Source organism: Pseudomonas sp. AU11447, assembly GCF_001672555.2.
GTDB lineage: Bacteria > Pseudomonadota > Gammaproteobacteria > Pseudomonadales > Pseudomonadaceae > Pseudomonas > Pseudomonas nitroreducens.
This window is the reverse complement of sequence record NZ_LZDG02000089.1, coordinates 509,592-527,197: the sequence shown is the minus strand read 5'-3', so window position 1 is coordinate 527,197 and position 17,606 is coordinate 509,592. Positions and strand designations below refer to the sequence as shown.

The 17,606-nt window shown below is 61.1% G+C and carries 17 protein-coding genes and 1 pseudogene; 3 read left to right on the top strand and 15 right to left on the bottom strand.

All coding sequences use genetic code 11. The annotated features are described in order from the left end of the window. Positions 1-47: 47 nt before the first annotated feature. From atpA to rpmH, 15 genes are all read right to left on the bottom strand, one after another. Complete coding sequence (atpA, locus tag A6723_RS30275; protein WP_017518840.1) at positions 48-1,592, bottom strand: F0F1 ATP synthase subunit alpha; 1,545 nt, start codon at positions 1,590-1,592, stop codon at positions 48-50. Between the two features lie 18 nt (positions 1,593-1,610). After that, positions 1,611-2,147, bottom strand: a complete 537-nt coding sequence (locus tag A6723_RS30270) for a F0F1 ATP synthase subunit delta (RefSeq protein WP_045213782.1) — start codon at positions 2,145-2,147, stop codon at positions 1,611-1,613. 12 nt (positions 2,148-2,159) lie between these two features. Next, positions 2,160-2,630: a F0F1 ATP synthase subunit B gene (locus A6723_RS30265; protein WP_017518842.1), complete on the bottom strand. Its 471-nt coding sequence runs from the start codon at positions 2,628-2,630 to the stop codon at positions 2,160-2,162. Positions 2,631-2,682: 52 nt separating this feature from the next. Beyond that, entirely contained in the window at positions 2,683-2,940 is a 258-nt protein-coding gene (gene atpE, locus A6723_RS30260; protein WP_043256731.1) for a F0F1 ATP synthase subunit C, read from the bottom strand. A gap of 110 nt (positions 2,941-3,050) precedes the next feature. Further along, positions 3,051-3,920: a F0F1 ATP synthase subunit A gene (atpB, locus tag A6723_RS30255; RefSeq protein WP_017518843.1), complete on the bottom strand. Its 870-nt coding sequence runs from the start codon at positions 3,918-3,920 to the stop codon at positions 3,051-3,053. A gap of 16 nt (positions 3,921-3,936) precedes the next feature. Then, positions 3,937-4,344, bottom strand: coding sequence for a F0F1 ATP synthase subunit I (locus A6723_RS30250; RefSeq protein ID WP_037010316.1), 408 nt, complete (start codon positions 4,342-4,344; stop codon positions 3,937-3,939). 151 nt (positions 4,345-4,495) lie between these two features. Continuing rightward, positions 4,496-5,368, bottom strand: coding sequence for a ParB/RepB/Spo0J family partition protein (locus A6723_RS30245; RefSeq protein WP_054907592.1), 873 nt, complete (start codon positions 5,366-5,368; stop codon positions 4,496-4,498). 17 nt (positions 5,369-5,385) lie between these two features. Next, positions 5,386-6,174 (bottom strand): ParA family protein, encoded by a 789-nt coding sequence (locus A6723_RS30240; RefSeq protein ID WP_024765005.1) that lies wholly within the window; start codon positions 6,172-6,174, stop codon positions 5,386-5,388. Between the two features lie 18 nt (positions 6,175-6,192). Further along, positions 6,193-6,843: a 16S rRNA (guanine(527)-N(7))-methyltransferase RsmG gene (gene rsmG, locus A6723_RS30235; protein ID WP_054907591.1), complete on the bottom strand. Its 651-nt coding sequence runs from the start codon at positions 6,841-6,843 to the stop codon at positions 6,193-6,195. Beyond that, positions 6,843-8,735 carry a tRNA uridine-5-carboxymethylaminomethyl(34) synthesis enzyme MnmG gene (gene mnmG, locus A6723_RS30230; protein WP_054907590.1) on the bottom strand — a complete coding sequence of 631 codons (1,893 nt, stop codon included), beginning with the start codon at positions 8,733-8,735 and terminating at the stop codon, positions 6,843-6,845. The genes rsmG and mnmG overlap by 1 nt, the downstream gene beginning before the upstream one ends. Before the next feature lie 546 nt (positions 8,736-9,281). Further along, on the bottom strand, positions 9,282-10,649 hold the full coding sequence (gene mnmE / locus A6723_RS30225) for a tRNA uridine-5-carboxymethylaminomethyl(34) synthesis GTPase MnmE (protein WP_054907589.1): 1,368 nt from the start codon (positions 10,647-10,649) through the stop codon (positions 9,282-9,284). Between the two features lie 107 nt (positions 10,650-10,756). Beyond that, a complete protein-coding gene (gene yidC, locus A6723_RS30220; protein ID WP_054907588.1) occupies positions 10,757-12,505 on the bottom strand; it encodes a membrane protein insertase YidC in 1,749 nt (582 codons plus the stop codon). A gap of 2 nt (positions 12,506-12,507) precedes the next feature. Further along, the gene (yidD, locus tag A6723_RS31540) at positions 12,508-12,756 is read right to left on the bottom strand and encodes a membrane protein insertion efficiency factor YidD (protein WP_037007231.1); all 249 of its coding nucleotides are present in this window, start codon (positions 12,754-12,756) and stop codon (positions 12,508-12,510) included. After that, positions 12,749-13,156, bottom strand: coding sequence for a ribonuclease P protein component (gene rnpA, locus A6723_RS30215; RefSeq protein ID WP_054907587.1), 408 nt, complete (start codon positions 13,154-13,156; stop codon positions 12,749-12,751). The genes yidD and rnpA overlap by 8 nt, the downstream gene beginning before the upstream one ends. Positions 13,157-13,170: 14 nt before the next feature. Beyond that, positions 13,171-13,305 carry a 50S ribosomal protein L34 gene (rpmH, locus tag A6723_RS30210; RefSeq protein WP_003100258.1) on the bottom strand — a complete coding sequence of 45 codons (135 nt, stop codon included), beginning with the start codon at positions 13,303-13,305 and terminating at the stop codon, positions 13,171-13,173. A gap of 521 nt (positions 13,306-13,826) precedes the next feature. On the opposite strand from rpmH, the gene dnaA reads away from it, so the two are divergent. From dnaA to recF, 3 genes and pseudogenes are all read left to right on the top strand, one after another. Then, positions 13,827-15,356 (top strand): chromosomal replication initiator protein DnaA, encoded by a 1,530-nt coding sequence (gene dnaA / locus A6723_RS30205; protein ID WP_054907586.1) that lies wholly within the window; start codon positions 13,827-13,829, stop codon positions 15,354-15,356. 29 nt (positions 15,357-15,385) lie between these two features. Next, on the top strand, positions 15,386-16,492 hold the full coding sequence (dnaN, locus tag A6723_RS30200) for a DNA polymerase III subunit beta (RefSeq protein WP_054907585.1): 1,107 nt from the start codon (positions 15,386-15,388) through the stop codon (positions 16,490-16,492). Between the two features lie 9 nt (positions 16,493-16,501). Further along, a pseudogene (gene recF / locus A6723_RS30195) lies at positions 16,502-17,604 on the top strand (DNA replication/repair protein RecF). Positions 17,605-17,606: the final 2 nt, after the last annotated feature.

The window sequence follows — 17,606 nt, the reverse complement described above, 5'->3', positions numbered from 1 at the left end:
ACCTATCGGTTTAGCAGGCGGGGGCCGTCACCGACCCCCGCTGCGGCTTACCAGGTTTGGGTGGCCTTGAACTTCTCGATGCCGGCCTTGATGCCTGCGTCGATTTCGTCGTTGAAGTCACCCTTCTCGTTGATCTTCGCCAGCAGAGCGGCGTTCTCACGTTGGAAGTAGGCGATCAGCGCTTGTTCGAAGGCGCCCACCTTGGCGATCTCGACGTCCTGCAGGAAGCCACGCTCGGCGGCATACAGGGACAGCGACATCTCGGCGATGGACATCGGCGCGTACTGCTTCTGCTTCATCAGCTCGGTAACGCGCTGACCATGTTCCAGCTGCTTGCGGGTCGCGTCGTCCAGGTCCGAGGCGAACTGGGCGAAGGCCGCCAGTTCACGGTACTGGGCCAGGGCGGTACGAATGCCACCGGACAGCTTCTTGATGATCTTGGTCTGGGCCGCGCCACCTACACGGGATACCGAGATACCGGCGTTGACGGCCGGACGGATACCCGAGTTGAACATGGCGGATTCCAGGAAGATCTGGCCGTCGGTGATCGAGATCACGTTGGTCGGAACGAACGCGGAAACGTCGCCGGCCTGGGTCTCGATGATCGGCAGGGCGGTCAGGGAACCGGTCTTGCCTTTCACTTCGCCGTTGGTGAACTTCTCTACGTACTCTTCGGAAACGCGGGAAGCGCGCTCCAGCAGACGGCTGTGGAGATAGAACACGTCGCCCGGGTAAGCTTCGCGGCCCGGCGGACGGCGCAGCAGCAGGGAGATCTGGCGGTAGGCAACAGCTTGCTTGGACAGATCGTCATAAACGATCAGAGCGTCTTCGCCGCGGTCACGGAAGTACTCGCCCATGGTGCAGCCGGAGTACGGAGCCAGGTATTGCAGAGCGGCGGATTCGGAAGCGCTGGCAACCACCACGATGGTGTTGGCCAGGGCGCCGTTTTCTTCCAGCTTGCGAACGACGTTGGCGATGGTCGATTGCTTCTGACCGATGGCAACGTAGACGCAGCGGATGCCGCTGTTCTTCTGGTTGATGATGGCGTCGATGGCCAGAGCGGTTTTACCGATCTGACGGTCACCGATGATCAGCTCGCGCTGGCCACGGCCAACCGGGATCATGGCGTCGACCGACTTGTAACCGGTCTGAACCGGCTGGTCTACCGACTTACGCCAGATCACGCCCGGTGCCACTTTCTCGACAGCGTCGGTCAGTTTGGCATCGATCGGGCCTTTGCCATCGATCGGGTTACCCAGGGCATCGACAACGCGACCCAGCAGTTCCGGACCAACCGGGACTTCCAGGATGCGGCCGGTGCACTTGGCATTCATGCCTTCTTTGAGGTCCTGGTATTCACCCAGTACCACAGCACCGACGGAGTCTTGCTCCAGGTTCAGCGCCATACCGTAGACGCCGCCCGGGAATTCGATCATCTCGCCGTACATGACGTCGGCCAGACCGAAGATGCGCACGATGCCATCGGAAACACTGACGATGGTGCCTTCGTTGCGCGCTTGCGAGGCGACGTCGAGTTTCTCGATGCGCCCCTTGATGATTTCACTAATTTCGGAAGGATTGAGTTGCTGCATGCCGCTGCCCCTTCAAACTCAAGATTTCAACGCTTCGGCCAGTTTCGCGATTTTGCCGCGCACCGAGCCATCGATTACCAAGTCACCGGCGCGAATAACCACGCCGCCGATCAGGCTCGCGTCTTCCGACGCATGAAGTCGCACTTCGCGACTGAGCCGGGCGCTGAGAGCCTTGGCGAGTTTGTCCTGCTGTTGCTGGTCCAGGGCGAAGGCACTGGTGACCTCGACCTCGACCAATTTTTCCTGCTCGGCCTTGAGTTGCTCGAACATCACGAAGATGGTCGGCAGCAGGTCGAGCCGCTTGTTTTCAGCCACAGTCCGGACGAAGTTCTGGGCCGGAGCATTGAGCTTGTCGCCACACACGTCGATCAGCGCGTCAGCCTTGGCTGCCGCGGTCAGCTGGGGCTCCTTGAGCAGCTGGCGCACGGTGTCGTCCCGCGACACTGCAGCCAGCACACCCAGAGCAGCGGACCAGTCGGCCAGTTGCTGATGAGCCTGGGCGTACTCGAAAGCCGCCTTCGCGTATGGACGAGCCAATGTGGTCAGTTCTGCCATATCGCCCTCTGCTTAGATCTCGGCGGCCAGTTGATCAACCAGCTGCTTTTGCGCGTTGGCATCGATCGAAGCACCCAGGATCTTCTCGGCGCCGGAGACAGCCAGGGCACCCACTTGGGCACGCAGGGCGTCTTTGACGCTGTTGAGTTCCTGTTCGATCTGGGCTTTGGCCTGAGCGATCATGCGATCACCTTCGGCACGGGCCTGATCACGGGCTTCGTCAACGATCTGGTTAGCGCTCTTCTTCGCCTGCTCGATGATTTCGGCTGCTTGAGCCTTGGCTTCGCGCAGTTGCTGACCCGCTTTCTCGTGAGCCAGTTCCAGGTCACGAGCCGCGCGGTTGGCAGCGTCCAGGCCGTCGGCGATCTTCTTCTGACGCTCGTGCAGAGCCGCGATGACCGGAGGCCATACGAACTTCATGCAGAACAGGACGAAGATGGCGAACGCGATGGCCTGGCCGATCAGAGTTGCATTAATGTTCACGCCAATACCTCGCTCGTTCGTTGTTCAGTCACAGATTTCCGCTGTTCGGAAATTAGTGGGCAACCTGAGCAATGAACGGGTTAGCGAAGGTGAAGAACAGAGCGATACCAACGCCGATCATGGTCACGGCGTCGAGCAGGCCGGCGACGATGAACATTTTGACCTGCAGCATCGGAACCATTTCCGGCTGACGAGCAGCGCCTTCCAGGAACTTGCCGCCCAGCAGGCCGAAGCCGATGGCGGTACCCAGAGCGCCCAGACCGATCAGCAGTGCAACGGCGATAGCAGTGAGTCCAACTACAGTTTCCATTTTTCCTCCCGACTTTTTTGTCGTGTTGGTTAAAGGTTGAAGCAAGTTAAGGTGGTGAAGCTCTTCTTACGCCCACTCCCGCGAGGGAGTGGGCGCATAGAATCTTTGGATCAGTGGCTGTCTTCGTGGGCCATCGACAGGTAGACGATGGTCAGCATCATGAAGATGAAAGCCTGCAGGGTGATGATCAGGATGTGGAACACGGCCCACGCCCAGTTCAGCACCACGCCCATGCCGCCCAGCCAGAGGATGCCGGAACCGAACATCACGGCGATCAGGATGAAGATCAGCTCGCCGGCGTACATGTTGCCGAACAGACGCAGTGCCAGGGATACCGGCTTGGCGATCAGGGTCACGAACTCCAGCAGGAAGTTCACGGGGATCAGGATGATCTGAACCACCATGTTGCTGCTGTGGAACGGGTGCAGGGTCAGTTCGCCGAGGAAGCCGCCGATGCCCTTGACCTTGATGCTGTAGAAGATGATCAGCGCGAACACTGCGATCGACATGCCGAAGGTGGCATTCGGGTCGGTAGTGGCTACTGCGCGGAAGAACAGGTGCTCGTTGCCGGTGACCGCCTGGGCCGCGAGCGGCAGGAAGTCCACGGGCACCAGGTCGATCAGGTTCATCAGGAAGATCCAGACGAACACGGTCAGCGCCAGCGGTGCGATGAGCGGGTTACGGCCGTGGAAGGTGTCCTTCACGCTGCCGTCGACGAACTCCACGAGAACTTCAACGAAGTTCTGCAGGCCGCCAGGTTGACCGCTGGTGGCCTTCTTGGCTGCCATGCGGAAGATAAGGATGAACACCAGGCCGAGGAATACGGACCAGCCCAGGGTATCAACGTGGAATGCCCAGAAGCCCATTTCCTTGGCTTGTTCGGCGGTGTGGGCGAACCCCCAGGAACCATCCGGCAGACGACCCAGGGTCAGGTTCTGCAAGTGGTGCTGGATGTAACCCGAAGCGCTTTCTGCTGCCATGTTTGCCTCAATCGCTCTAAGGTCTTGTAAATGTGTTTCGCATCAGCAGGGGTGCAAACCAGCTGACCGCGAGGGTCAGCAGGTAGAGGCCGAACAGCGCCAGGGGCGCCAGCGGCTTCACACCTGCGAACGTCAGTGCGAAGAGCACTGCCGTCAGAATCAGTTTTCCCGCCTCACCGGCATAAAAGGACCGGACTATCAGCTGGGCAGAACGCGCGCCGCTATAACGGAACGCCTTGCGAGCAAAGTACAGATTCGGCAACCACGCAATCAGGCCTCCGAGCAATCCGGAATAACCTGCGACCGATCCCCGGGCAAACCACAGGGTTGCTGCACCGATAAGCAGCACCACCAGTTGGACGAGCAACAGGCGAAACGCCGGTTGACGATGGAAGGGCAAACGATTGGGCTTGCGGGGTTCCATCTGAGCTCACAGTCCTCTGGTGTCGGCTTCACAAATCAACAACTTGGCATACTTTGTGCCGACAAAATTGCGCGCAGAGTATAGGGGGCGCCGCATACCCGTTCAACCGTCAGGTAGTGATTTCCGACGACCCCCTACATAGCCTTTCGTATCAGCGTATGTGGGCGAGCACACCCTGCAGCTCGTCGAGGGAGTTGTAGCGGATCACCAACTGGCCCTTGCCCTTCTGCCCATGGCGAATCTGCACGGGAGCGCCCAGGCGCTCGGCCAGGCGCTGTTCGAGGCGGCTGATGTCCGGGTCGGTCCTGACCGTTTTGACAGGTTCCTCGGATGTAGTGAGCCACTGGCGCACTAGTGCTTCGGTCTGACGCACAGTGAAACCGCGTGCGACAACATGTCGCGCACCCTCAACCTGCCGATTCTCCGGCAGTCCGAGCAAGGCGCGGGCATGGCCCATTTCCAGGTCGCCATGGGAGAGCAGGGTCTTGATCTCTTCCGGCAGGGCGATCAGCCGCAACAGATTGGCCACGGTTACGCGGGATTTGCCCACGGCGTCGGCGACCTGTTGCTGGGTCAGCTGGAATTCCTGCTGCAGGCGCTGCAGGGCAGCCGCTTCCTCGATGGGATTGAGGTCTTCGCGCTGGATGTTCTCGATCAGCGCCATGGCGATGGCAGCTTCGTCGGGCACTTCGCGGACCATCGCCGGGATCTTGTCCAGGCCGGCCTGCTGGGTGGCGCGCCAGCGGCGCTCACCGGCGATGATCTCGTAGCGACCGTTGCCGATGGGGCGCACCACGATGGGCTGCATCACGCCCTGGGCCTTGATCGACTGGGCGAGCTCCTCGAGGGCCTGCGGGTCCATGTCGCGGCGGGGCTGGTACTTGCCGCGCTGGATCAGGTCCAGCGGCAGGTGTTGCAGCTCCCTGCTGTCCACCTGAACGGCTTCTTCCTGCAGCGTAGCGGCGCTGGAGCCACTGAGCAGGGCGTCCAGCCCGCGTCCGAGACCTCGTTTCTTGGCGGCCATGCGGGTTCCTTAATCTCTTAGGCGGGTGCGGTAGTGCGGGCGGCGCGCTGACGGCGCACCAGCTCGCCGGCCAGCGCCAGGTAGGCGAGGGCACCGCGCGATTGCTTGTCGTAGACCAGCGCCGGCATGCCGAAGCTGGGGGCTTCAGCGAGTCGCACGTTGCGCGGGATCACGGTGGTATAGAGCTTGTCGCCGAAGTGTTCCTGCAACTGCGCGCTGACGTCGTTGGTCAGGCTGATGCGCGGGTCGTACATGGTACGCAGCAGGCCTTCGATCTTCAGCGCCGGGTTCAGGCGTTCGGCGATACGCTGGATGCTGTTCATCAGGTCGGTCAGCCCTTCCAGTGCGTAGTACTCGCACTGCATGGGGATGATCACACCGTCCGAGGCGGACAGGGCGTTGACCGTCAGCATCGACAGCGACGGCGGGCAGTCGATGAGGATGAAGTCGTAGTTCTCGCGAATCGGCGCCAGCGCGTGGCGCAGGCGGTGTTCCTTCATGTCCATTTCCAGCAACACCACTTCCGCCGCGGTGAGGTCGCGGTTGGCGGGCAGCAGCTGGTAACCGCCGTGCTCGGAGAACTGCATGGCCTGGGCCAGGTCGCATTCGCCGGTGAGCACGTCGTAGATGGAATGGTCCAGGGACAACTTATCCACACCGCTGCCGGTGGTGGCATTGCCCTGTGGATCGAGGTCGATCAGCAGCACGCGTCGCTTGGTGGCGACCAGCGATGCTGCGAGATTTATACAGGTCGTGGTCTTGCCGACGCCGCCCTTCTGGTTGGCGATCGCGAATACCTTAGCCATGGTTTTCCCCACTCCCCGTCATGCAGTGCGGCGCAGTATCAGCAGATGGCGCTGGCCTTGGCAACCCGGCACCGCCAGAGCGTGTTCGGCTTCGACCCGGAAATCCTCCGGGAGTGCCGCGAGCTCGTCGCTGGGGTGCACGCCTTTCATGGCCAGCCAGTTGGTTCGAGTGTCACCCAGGTGACGCGTCCAGTTCGTGAAGTCTTCGAGGCTGCTGAAAGCCCGGGAGACGATCCCGTTGAACGGCTGCTCGGGCTGGAAGGCTTCCACACGGCTGTGGATAACCTGCAGGTTGTCGAGCTTGAGCTCCAGCTTCACCTGGGTCAGGAAGCGGGTCTTCTTGCCATTGCTGTCCAGCAGGGTCAGGGACTTTGCGGGGAACAGGATGGCCAGCGGGATGCCGGGCATGCCTCCACCGCTGCCGACATCCAGCCAGCGCTCACCGCCGGCGGCTTCGAATTGCGCGACGATGCTCAGGCTGTCGAGCAGGTGGCGCGAGACCATTTCATCCACATCACGCACGGCGGTGAGGTTGTAGGCCTTGTTCCACTTGGCCAGCAGGGCCAGGTAGTCCAGCAGTCGTTGCTGGGTGGCGGCGTCGATATCCAGGCCGAGCGTCTGGATGCCACGCGCGAGTTCGTCGGCGTGGCGGGCAGTGACCAGGGACATCAGGCGCTCTGCTCCAGCTGACGACCAGACGAGCGTTTCTTCAGATGGATCAGCAACAGGGAAATCGCCGCCGGGGTCACGCCAGGGATGCGGCCGGCCTGACCGAGGGTTTCCGGCCGGGCATTACCCAGCTTGAGCTGGATCTCCTTCGACAGCCCGGAAATGGACTGGTAGTCGATATCCACAGGCAGGCGGGTGTCCTCGCTGGCACGCAGGCGAGCGATCTCTTCCTGCTGGCGATCGATGTAGCCGGCGTACTTGGTGCGGATCTCTACCTGTTCGGCGACCTGCGGGTCTTCTGCGCCAGCGCCGGTCACGTCGGCCAGGCTTGCGTAGTCGATTTCCGGGCGGGCCAGCAGGTTGAGCAGGTTGTATTCGTGAGCCAGCGGAGTGCCGAAGCGTTCGGCGATAGCATCGCCCTGCGCAGTGTTGGGGCGAACCCAGGTGCTCTTCAGGCGCTGTTCTTCACGCTCGATACCTTCGCGCTTGGCTTCGAATACAGCCCAGCGCTCGTCGTCGATGAGACCCAGCTCGCGGCCCTTTTCGGTCAGGCGCAGGTCGGCATTGTCCTCGCGCAGGATCAGCCGGTATTCGGCGCGCGAGGTGAACATGCGGTACGGCTCCTGGGTGCCGAGGGTGATCAGGTCGTCGACCAGTACACCGATGTAGGCCTCGTCACGACGCGGGCACCAGCTGTCGCGGCCTTGCGAACGCAGCGCGGCGTTGGTGCCGGCGAGCAGGCCCTGGGCGCCGGCTTCTTCGTAGCCGGTGGTGCCATTGATCTGGCCAGCGAAGAACAGGCCGTCGATGACCTTGGTTTCCAGGCTGTACTTGAGGTCACGCGGATCGAAGTAGTCGTACTCGATGGCGTAGCCCGGGCGAACGATATGCGCGTTCTCCATGCCGCGGATCGAACGGACGATATCCAGCTGCACATCGAAAGGCAGCGAAGTGGAGATGCCGTTCGGATACAGCTCGTGCGTGGTCAGGCCCTCGGGTTCGAGGAAAACCTGATGGCTGTCCTTGTCGGCGAAGCGATGGATCTTGTCTTCGATCGACGGGCAGTAACGCGGGCCGACACCTTCGATCACGCCGGAGTACATGGGCGAGCGATCGAGGTTGGACGCGATGATCTCGTGGGTCCGCGAGTTGGTGTGAGTGATCCAGCAACTGACCTGGCGCGGATGCATTTCCCTGGAACCGAGGAAGGACATCACGGGAATCGGGGTATCGCCCGGTTGCTCGGTCATCGCGCTGAAATCGACGCTGCGACCATCGATGCGCGGAGGCGTACCCGTCTTCAGGCGGCCGACACGCAGCGGCAGTTCGCGAAGTCGCTTGGCCAGGGCGATGGACGGCGGATCGCCTGCGCGGCCGCCGGAGTAATTCTGCAGACCGATGTGGATAAGTCCGCCGAGGAAGGTACCGGCGGTAAGCACGACGTTATCTGCATGGAATTTCAGACCCATCTGGGTCACCACGCCGCGCGCCTGATCCTGCTCGACGATCAGGTCATCGCAGGACTGCTGGAATATCCAGAGGTTGGGCTGGTTCTCCAGGATTTCCCGCACCGCTGCCTTGTAGAGGATGCGGTCTGCCTGTGCACGCGTAGCGCGTACGGCCGGGCCCTTGCGGCTGTTCAGGACTCGGAACTGGATGCCGCCTTTATCGGTGGCCAGCGCCATGGCGCCGCCCAGGGCATCGATTTCCTTGACCAGATGGCTCTTGCCGATCCCACCGATGGCGGGATTGCAGCTCATCTGGCCGAGGGTTTCCACATTGTGGGTGAGCAGCAGCGTCTTCACGCCCATGCGTGCAGCCGCTAATGCGGCCTCTGTGCCGGCATGGCCGCCGCCGATCACGATCACGTCAAAACGGGAAGGGAAATCCACCACGCACCTCGTGCCTGTTGATCAAGGAGAAAGAAGAGAGCCGGACAGTATAGGGGTTAAGGGCTTTCGATTGAAGGCACCTGAACAAAAAATAGCCAATGGCCGCGATGGGCTTCTATAGAAAATAAAAGAGAGGAACTTTTTTAAATCTTTTTAGAGCTTGTGTTTATGTATGGTGAAGCGGTTTTCTGTGGATAAGCTGATGCAGGCCTTGAATCATCAAGGTTTCAGCCGATGACAACCCTGTGTCGATGCTGTCAGGTTGCAGGGGATCTCCCGTGTTCAGCCTGTGGATGAAGTGGCGTGTTATCAACAGGTGGATTTACCCACAGGATGGTGCAGGGGTTGTCTACTGAGCTGTACGGTACTTTTCCACAAGGTTCACGAATGCCTGTGGAAGCCCCTTTTATTCTCTGAAAGCCACGTATAACTAGGCGTCAGCTGAATTCATGGCTGTGGATAGATTTTCTAGAGGGAAAATGGGGACGGCAGGACGCGCGGTGACGGAATGGCTCCGTCACCGGTAGGGAAAGGCTGGGTTGTGGATTACTTGCCGATGCAGAAGCTGGAGAAGATTCGGCCTAAAAGATCGTCCGGCGTGAAGGCGCCGGTAATCTCCCCAAGTGCCTGCTGGGCCTGGCGCAGGTCCTCGGCCAGCAGTTCACCTGCGCCGCTCAGGGTGAGCTGTGCGCGGCCATGCTCGAGGCTATCTCCTGCCTGGCGCAAGGCCTCCAGGTGCCGCCGGCGGGCGCTGAAGCTGCTCTCTGCGGTCTGCTCGAAGCCCATGCAGGCCTTCAGGTGCTCGCGCAACAGATCCAGCCCATTCCCCGAGCGGGCGGACAAGGCGATGGTGACGTGACCGTCAGCGCTCTCCAGTAGTCCGACGGACTCTGTGGATAAATCCGCTTTGTTGCGAATCAGGGTCACGTGCGCCGGATCGGGTCGGCTGTCCAGGAACTCTGGCCACAAGGCGAAGGGGTCGCCGGCTTCCGGCGCGGTGGAGTCCACCACCAAAAGTACGCGGTCGGCTTCGCTGATTGCCTTCAGCGCGCGTTCCACGCCGATCTTTTCCACATGATCATCGGTGCTGCGCAGACCGGCGGTGTCGATAATGTGCAGCGGCATACCATCGATGTGGATATGTTCGCGCAACACGTCGCGGGTGGTGCCGGCGATATCGGTGACGATGGCGGCTTCGCGGCCGGCCAGGGCGTTCAGCAGGCTCGATTTGCCGGCATTGGGACGCCCGGCGATCACCACGGTCATGCCATCGCGTAGCAGCGCGCCCTGGCCAGCCTCGCGCAATACCGAGGCAAGCTCTGCGCGCACCGCATCCAGTTGCGACAGCACATGGCCATCGGCGAGGAAGTCGATTTCCTCTTCCGGGAAGTCGATGGCGGCCTCGACATACATGCGCAGGCCGATCAATTGATCGGTCAGGCTGTGCACGCGGCGGGAGAACTCTCCTTGCAGTGAACGCACGGCATTGCGCGCAGCCTGGGCCGAGCTGGCCTCGATCAGGTCGGCGATGGCTTCAGCCTGGGCCAGGTCGAGCTTGTCGTTGAGGAAGGCGCGTTCGCTGAACTCACCCGGACGGGCCTGGCGCGCTCCCAGCTCCAGGCAACGTTGCAGCAGCATATCCATCACCACCGGGCCGCCGTGGCCCTGGAGCTCAAGCACATCCTCGCCGGTGAAGGAATTCGGGCCGGGGAAGAAGAGCAGCAGGCCTTCGTCGATGACGTCGCCATCATCGGCATGGAACGGCCCGTAGTGCGCATGGCGTGGCTGCGGCTCGCGCCCGCTCAGGGTAATGGCCATGGCGCGGGCGCGGGGACCGGAGACGCGGACAATGCCCACCCCGCCACGGCCCTGAGCGGTGGCAACGGCGGCGATGGTTTCACGGGCTGTATTCATGTCGGCGGTCTCGCGGTTGTGTTCGTGGCACGCGGGAAAGCAAAGTTATCCACATAGCAAAACGCCCCACGAGGGGGCGTCTTGTCGATCGGTGTCTGGCTGCGATATCAGGCGGAAGCCTTCTTCGCGGAAGCCTCGATCCGACGGGTAATGTACCACTGCTGCGCGATGGACAGGCAGTTGTTCACAACCCAGTACAGAACCAGACCAGCCGGGAACCACAGGAAGAAGAAGGTGAAGATGATCGGCATCAGCTTCATGACCTTGGCCTGCATGGGGTCCGGCGGAGTCGGGTTGAGCATCTGCTGAACCAGCATGGTGGCGCCCATGATGATCGGCAGGATGAAGAACGGATCTTTCACCGACAGGTCGACGATCCAGCCCAGCCACGGAGCCTGGCGCATCTCGACGCTTTCCAGGAGTACCCAGTACAGGGAGAGGAAGACCGGCATCTGCACCAGGATCGGCAGGCAGCCGCCCAGCGGATTGATCTTCTCCTTCTTGTACAGCTCCATCATCGCCTGGGACATCTTCTGGCGATCGTCGCCGTGCTGTTCCTTCAGAGCTGCCAGTTTTGGCGACACGGCGCGCATACGGGCCATGGAGCGGTAGCTGGCGGCGGACAGCGGGAAGAAGGCCAGTTTGATGACGATGGTCAGGAAGATGATCGACCAGCCCCAGTTACCCACCAGGTTGTGGATATGTTGCAGCAGCCAGAAGATCGGCTGGGCGATGAACCACAGCGGACCGTAGTCGACGGTCAGTTCCAGGCCCGGGGACAGTTCCTTCAGGTACGCCTGCAGTTTGGGGCCGGCGTACAGGGTCATGCTGGTTTCGCCCTTGGCACCCGGCGCAACCGTCAGGTTGGGGCCGGTGTAGCCGACGATGTAGTTGCCCTGGGCGTCCTTGCGGGTCATCACGCTGTGGGTATCGCCCTTGGCGGGAACCCAGGCGGTGACGAAGTAGTGCTGCAGCCAGGCTACCCAGCCACCCTGGACGGTTTCCTTGAACTGCTCCTTGTCCATGTCCTTCATGGACACTTTTACGTAAGGCTTTTCAGGGGTCCAGACCGCAGCGCCGAGGTAAGTCGACACACCGGTAGCGGTGGTGGAGGACGGGTCGACGCTGGCATCACGCTTGAGCTGGGCGAACAGCGAGGCGCTCCACGGTTTGTCGCTCTGGTTGTCGATCAGGTAGCTCACGCCGACCTGATAGGCATTGGGGTTGATGCACTCGAGCTTCTTCTGCGCCTTTTCCTTCTCGGTGCAGTCGTTTTTCAGGCCGCGGTGGAAGGTGAAGCGCTTGATGTAGCTGACGCCGTCCTGTGCATAAGTCAGGTCGACGACCATCTGGTCCTGGCCGTCCGCCAGTTCGTAGACGGGTTTCGCCGAAGCATAGAGCGGGCGTCCACTGGCAGCGGCGTCCGGACCATTGGCACCGGTCAGGCCGCTCTGGGCCAGGTAGGTACGCTGGTTGTCACGCTCGAACAGCGGGAATGGTACGTCCGGGCGGTCCTGGCGCAGTGGGTACTGGGTCAGCCCGAGTTTGATCACGTCGCCGCCGCGCGGGTCGATGGTCAGGTCCAGGACATCGGTCTTCACGCGGATCAGCTGTTCGCTGGCGACCGCCGGCTTCTGCTCATTGGGCAGGCTGGCCTGGGCGTTCTGCGTGGTGGGTACGTCAGCGTTGGCCGCGTTGCCGGCAGGCACGGAAGTGTCCGGCAGGCCTTCAGTCTGATTGAAGGTCGCGGTCTGCGCCGGCAGTTCGGGCTGGCCGTAGTCCTTGTTCCACTGGAGGACCAGTGCGTAGGACACGATTGCCAGGGCGACGAATAGGATTGAACGTTTGATGTCCATGGTTACTCGGCCGTCGAGGAAGGGGCGGGCTTGGAAGGATCTGGCGGTACCGGGTCGTAGCCACCGGGGTGCCAGGGATGGCAGCGGCCTAGGCGACGAGCGGCCAGCCAGCCACCACGCAGGAAGCCATGGATTTCAATGGCCTCCTGCGCGTAGCAGGAACAGCTGGGGTAGAAACGACAGTGCCTGCCCATCATGGGACTGATGGCGTAGCGGTAAAACTGGATCAGTAACAGCGCCAGTCTACGCATGGGAACTGTCGGCCACTCCCGGGGATTCTGTCGCGGGTTCCGGACTTGGCCGATTGCGCAACAGGCGCTTCCAGAGTTTGCCGAACTGCTGGTGCAGCTCCGGTTTCTCCAGATCGCCAAGGCCCTTGCGCGCGATCACCACGATATCCAGACCAGCCAGCTTCTGCTGGTTGAGGCGGAAGGAATCGCGGAGAAGGCGTTTAAGGCGGTTACGCTCGACGGCGAGCTTGACGTTCTTTTTGCCGATCACCAGGCCGAGGCGGGGATGATCGAGACCGTTTTCGCGCGCCAGCAGCAGAATGTGCTTGCCGGGAACCTTGGAGGTGGGGGAGTCGAAGACTGCTGTGAATTGCCGGGCTGTCAGAAGACGTTTTTCCCGGCTGAAATCCTGACTCACCACCTGTGTCGGACAAATCAGACGGTCAGACGCTTGCGGCCCTTGGCGCGACGACGCGACAGAACCTGACGACCGTTCTTGGTGGCCATGCGAGCGCGGAAGCCGTGAACGCGAGCGCGCTTGAGGGTGCTGGGTTGGAAAGTACGTTTCATGATTCGGTACCTGGGTTTGACGACATGAGGTCGCAGTGACCCCGTTTAAAGAGACCGGCGATTCTAGTGAAATCACGCGGTCAGGTCAATTTCCAACCAGCATCGGAAACAAAATCTATAGAAAGGAAGGAAATCTCTTTTTTAAAAGATTGAAGTGATGATTATGTTTATGCGGGCATCTGCCTGTGCATAACTCATCCCAGGGTACGGGATGAGTGGGGCACGGCGAATGATAACCCTGTCGGGAAGTGGTGCGCTGCTTGTGTGGGGCCGGTTGGAAAGCTGGGTATGGAATGCGGATTTTTCCACAGGGATTTTTTCCACAGATTGATCCCCTGTGTCGTCCCCTGCCCCATCAAGCTGTTATCCACAAGGTTCAAGGCGCTATTACCCGACCGCCGGTAAAATCATTAACACCTTGATTTTGCTTGTGTCCTGGCGCGCTTAACTGTGGATAAGTTGGTCTGGCGGGGATACAATGGCGGTCTGTTTCGCTTTGCGACTTCTTTTGGGGGATATCCGTGTCCGTGGAACTTTGGCAGCAGTGCGTGGAGCTTCTGCGCGACGAGCTGCCGTCCCAGCAATTCAACACCTGGATTCGTCCTTTGCAGGTCGAGGCCGAAGGGGAAGAGTTGCGCGTCTACGCACCCAACCGCTTCGTACTCGACTGGGTCAATGAGAAGTACATGGGGCGCCTGCTGGAGCTGCTGGGCGAGCGTGGCAATGGCCAGATCCCGGCGATTTCGCTGCTGATCGGCAGTCGCCGCAGCCGCACGCCAAGGCCTGCCCTGGTGCCGACGCCTCAGGTCAACGTGCAACCGGTGGCACAACCTCCGGCTGCGCCGATGTCCTTTGCTCCGGCGCCCGTTGCGATGCCTGTTTCCGAGCCCCAGCCAATCCAGGCGCCGCCGGTACAGACCATCGCCGATCTCGACGAATCGAGCCCGGGGATCGACCCGCTGGCGGCCGCTATGCCCGCAGCTACTGTGCGCACCGAACGCAACGTGCAGGTAGAAGGTGCGCTCAAGCACACCAGCTATCTCAACCGCACCTTTACCTTCGAGAACTTCGTCGAGGGTAAATCGAACCAGTTGGCACGCGCGGCAGCCTGGCAGGTAGCGGACAACCTCAAGCACGGCTACAACCCGCTCTTCCTTTATGGGGGCGTCGGCCTGGGTAAAACCCACTTGATGCACGCTGTGGGTAACCACCTGCTGAAGAAGAACCCCAATGCGAAAGTCGTGTACCTGCATTCGGAGCGCTTCGTCGCGGACATGGTGAAAGCGCTGCAGCTGAATGCCATCAACGAGTTCAAGCGTTTCTACCGTTCGGTAGATGCTCTGCTGATCGACGATATTCAGTTCTTCGCCCGCAAGGAGCGTTCCCAGGAAGAGTTTTTCCACACCTTCAACGCCCTCCTCGAAGGCGGCCAGCAGGTCATCCTGACCAGCGACCGTTACCCGAAGGAAATCGAAGGCTTGGAAGAGCGCCTGAAGTCTCGCTTCGGCTGGGGACTGACGGTGGCGGTGGAGCCGCCGGAACTGGAAACCCGCGTGGCAATCCTGATGAAGAAGGCCGAGCAGGCCAAGGTCGAGTTGCCGCACGACGCTGCGTTCTTCATTGCCCAGCGCATTCGCTCCAACGTGCGAGAGCTGGAAGGCGCGCTCAAGCGCGTGATCGCTCACTCCCACTTCATGGGTCGGCCGATCACCATCGAGCTGATCCGCGAGTCGCTGAAGGATCTGCTGGCCCTGCAGGACAAGCTGGTCAGCATCGACAACATCCAGCGCACCGTCGCCGAGTACTACAAGATCAAGATCGCCGACCTGCTGTCCAAGCGCCGTTCGCGCTCGGTGGCGCGTCCGCGCCAGGTTGCCATGGCACTTTCCAAGGAACTGACCAACCACAGCCTGCCGGAAATCGGCGTGGCCTTCGGCGGTCGGGATCACACCACGGTGCTGCACGCCTGTCGTAAGATCGCTCAACTCAAGGAATCCGACGCGGATATCCGCGAGGACTACAAGAACCTGCTGCGTACTCTGACCACCTGACGCAGCCTCACGAGGCAAGGGACTAGACCATGCATTTCACTATTCAACGCGAAGCTCTGTTGAAACCCCTGCAGCTGGTCGCTGGCGTCGTCGAGCGCCGCCAGACGCTGCCGGTTCTTTCCAACGTCCTGCTGGTCGTCGAAGGTCAGCAACTGTCGCTCACCGGCACCGACCTCGAAGTCGAGCTGGTTGGCCGTGTCACGCTGGAAGACGCCGCTGAGCCGGGCGAAATCACCGTGCCGGCGCGCAAGCTGATGGACATCTGCAAGAGCCTGCCCAGCGATGCCGTGATCGATATCCGCGTCGACGAGCAGAAGCTCCTGGTGAAAGCCGGCCGCAGCCGCTTCACCCTCTCCACCCTGCCCGCCAATGACTTCCCCACGGTGGAGGAAGGCCCGGGCTCGCTGACTTTCAGCCTGGTGCAGAGCAAGCTGCGTCGCCTGATCGATCGCACCAGCTTCGCCATGGCGCAGCAGGATGTTCGCTATTACCTCAACGGTATGTTGCTGGAAGTTGGTGGCGGCACCTTGCGCGCCGTGGCTACCGATGGTCATCGCCTGGCGATGTGCTCGCTGAGCAATGGCGTACCGGAAGCACAGGATCGCCATCAGGTGATCGTGCCGCGTAAAGGCATCCTGGAGCTGGCTCGTCTGCTGACCGAACAAGACGGCGAAGTCTCCATCGTTCTTGGCCAGCACCACATCCGTGCGACCACCGGCGAGTTCACCTTCACCTCCAAGCTGGTGGACGGCAAGTTCCCCGACTACGAGCGGGTGCTGCCCAAGGGCGGTGACAAGCTGGTGATCGGTGATCGCCAGGTGCTGCGCGAAGCCTTCAGCCGTACTGCGATTCTTTCCAACGAGAAGTACCGCGGTATCCGTCTGCAGCTTTCCAATGGCCTCCTGAAAATCCAGGCGAACAACCCGGAGCAGGAAGAGGCGGAAGAAGAAGTGCAGGTCGACTACAACGGTGGCAGCCTGGAAATCGGCTTCAACGTCAGCTATCTGCTGGACGTCCTGGGTGTGATGGGTACCGAGCAGGTACGCATGATCCTCTCTGACTCCAACAGCAGTGCTCTGGTGCAGGAAGCGGACAACGACGACTCTGCCTACGTCGTCATGCCGATGCGCCTCTGACGCGTATCGATGTCCCTTACCCGCCTTTCGGTCACCGCGGTGCGCAACCTGCACCCGGTGACCTTCTCCCCCTCCCCCCGCATCAACATCCTCTACGGCGAAAACGGCAGCGGCAAGACCAGCGTGCTGGAAGCCATCCATCTGCTCGGCCTCGCGCGCTCCTTCCGCAGCATGCGTCTGCAACCTGTCATCCAGTACGAAGAACCGGCCTGCACGGTGTTCGGACAGGTACGTCTGGGGAATGGCTTCGATAGCAGCCTGGGTGTTTCACGGGATCGCCAGGGCGAGTTCCAGATTCGCATCGATGGGCAGAATGCACGCAGTGCTGCCCAGCTCGCCGAGACCTTGCCGCTGCAGTTGATCAATCCGGACAGCTTTCGTCTGCTGGAAGGTGCGCCGAAGATTCGCCGGCAGTTTCTCGACTGGGGTGTGTTCCACGTGGAACAACGCTTTATGGTTGCCTGGCAAAGACTGCAGAAGGCCCTGCGGCAGCGGAACTCGTGGCTCCGGCATGGTAGACTGGACGGTGCTTCGCAAGCTGCGTGGGACCGGGAGTTGTGCTCGGCGAGCGACGAAATCGATGCGTATCGCCGGTCCTATATCCAGGCCTTGAAACCCCAGTTTGAGCAGACTCTGGCTGAGCTCATCCAGATCGATGACCTGACGCTCAGCTATTACCGGGGATGGGACAAGGAACGCGAATTAAGCGAGGTGCTGTCCTCCAGCCTGCTGCGTGATCAGCAGATGGGCCACACCCAGGCGGGGCCTCAACGGGCGGATCTGCGAATTCGTCTGGGAGGACACAATGCCGCGGAGATCTTGTCCCGTGGCCAACAGAAATTGGTGGTCTGCGCGTTGCGGATTGCCCAGGGGCATTTGATCAATCAGGCGAAGCGCGGGCAATGCGTCTACCTGGTGGATGACCTCCCCTCCGAATTGGATGAGAAGCATCGGTTGTCTTTGTGCCGGCTTCTCGAAGATCTGGGTTGCCAGGTATTCATCACCTGCGTCGACCCGCACTTATTGAAAGACGGCTGGCGAATGGAAACGCCGGTGTCGATGTTCCACGTGGAACATGGGCGCGTCTCTCAGGACACTACCATCGGGAGTGAAG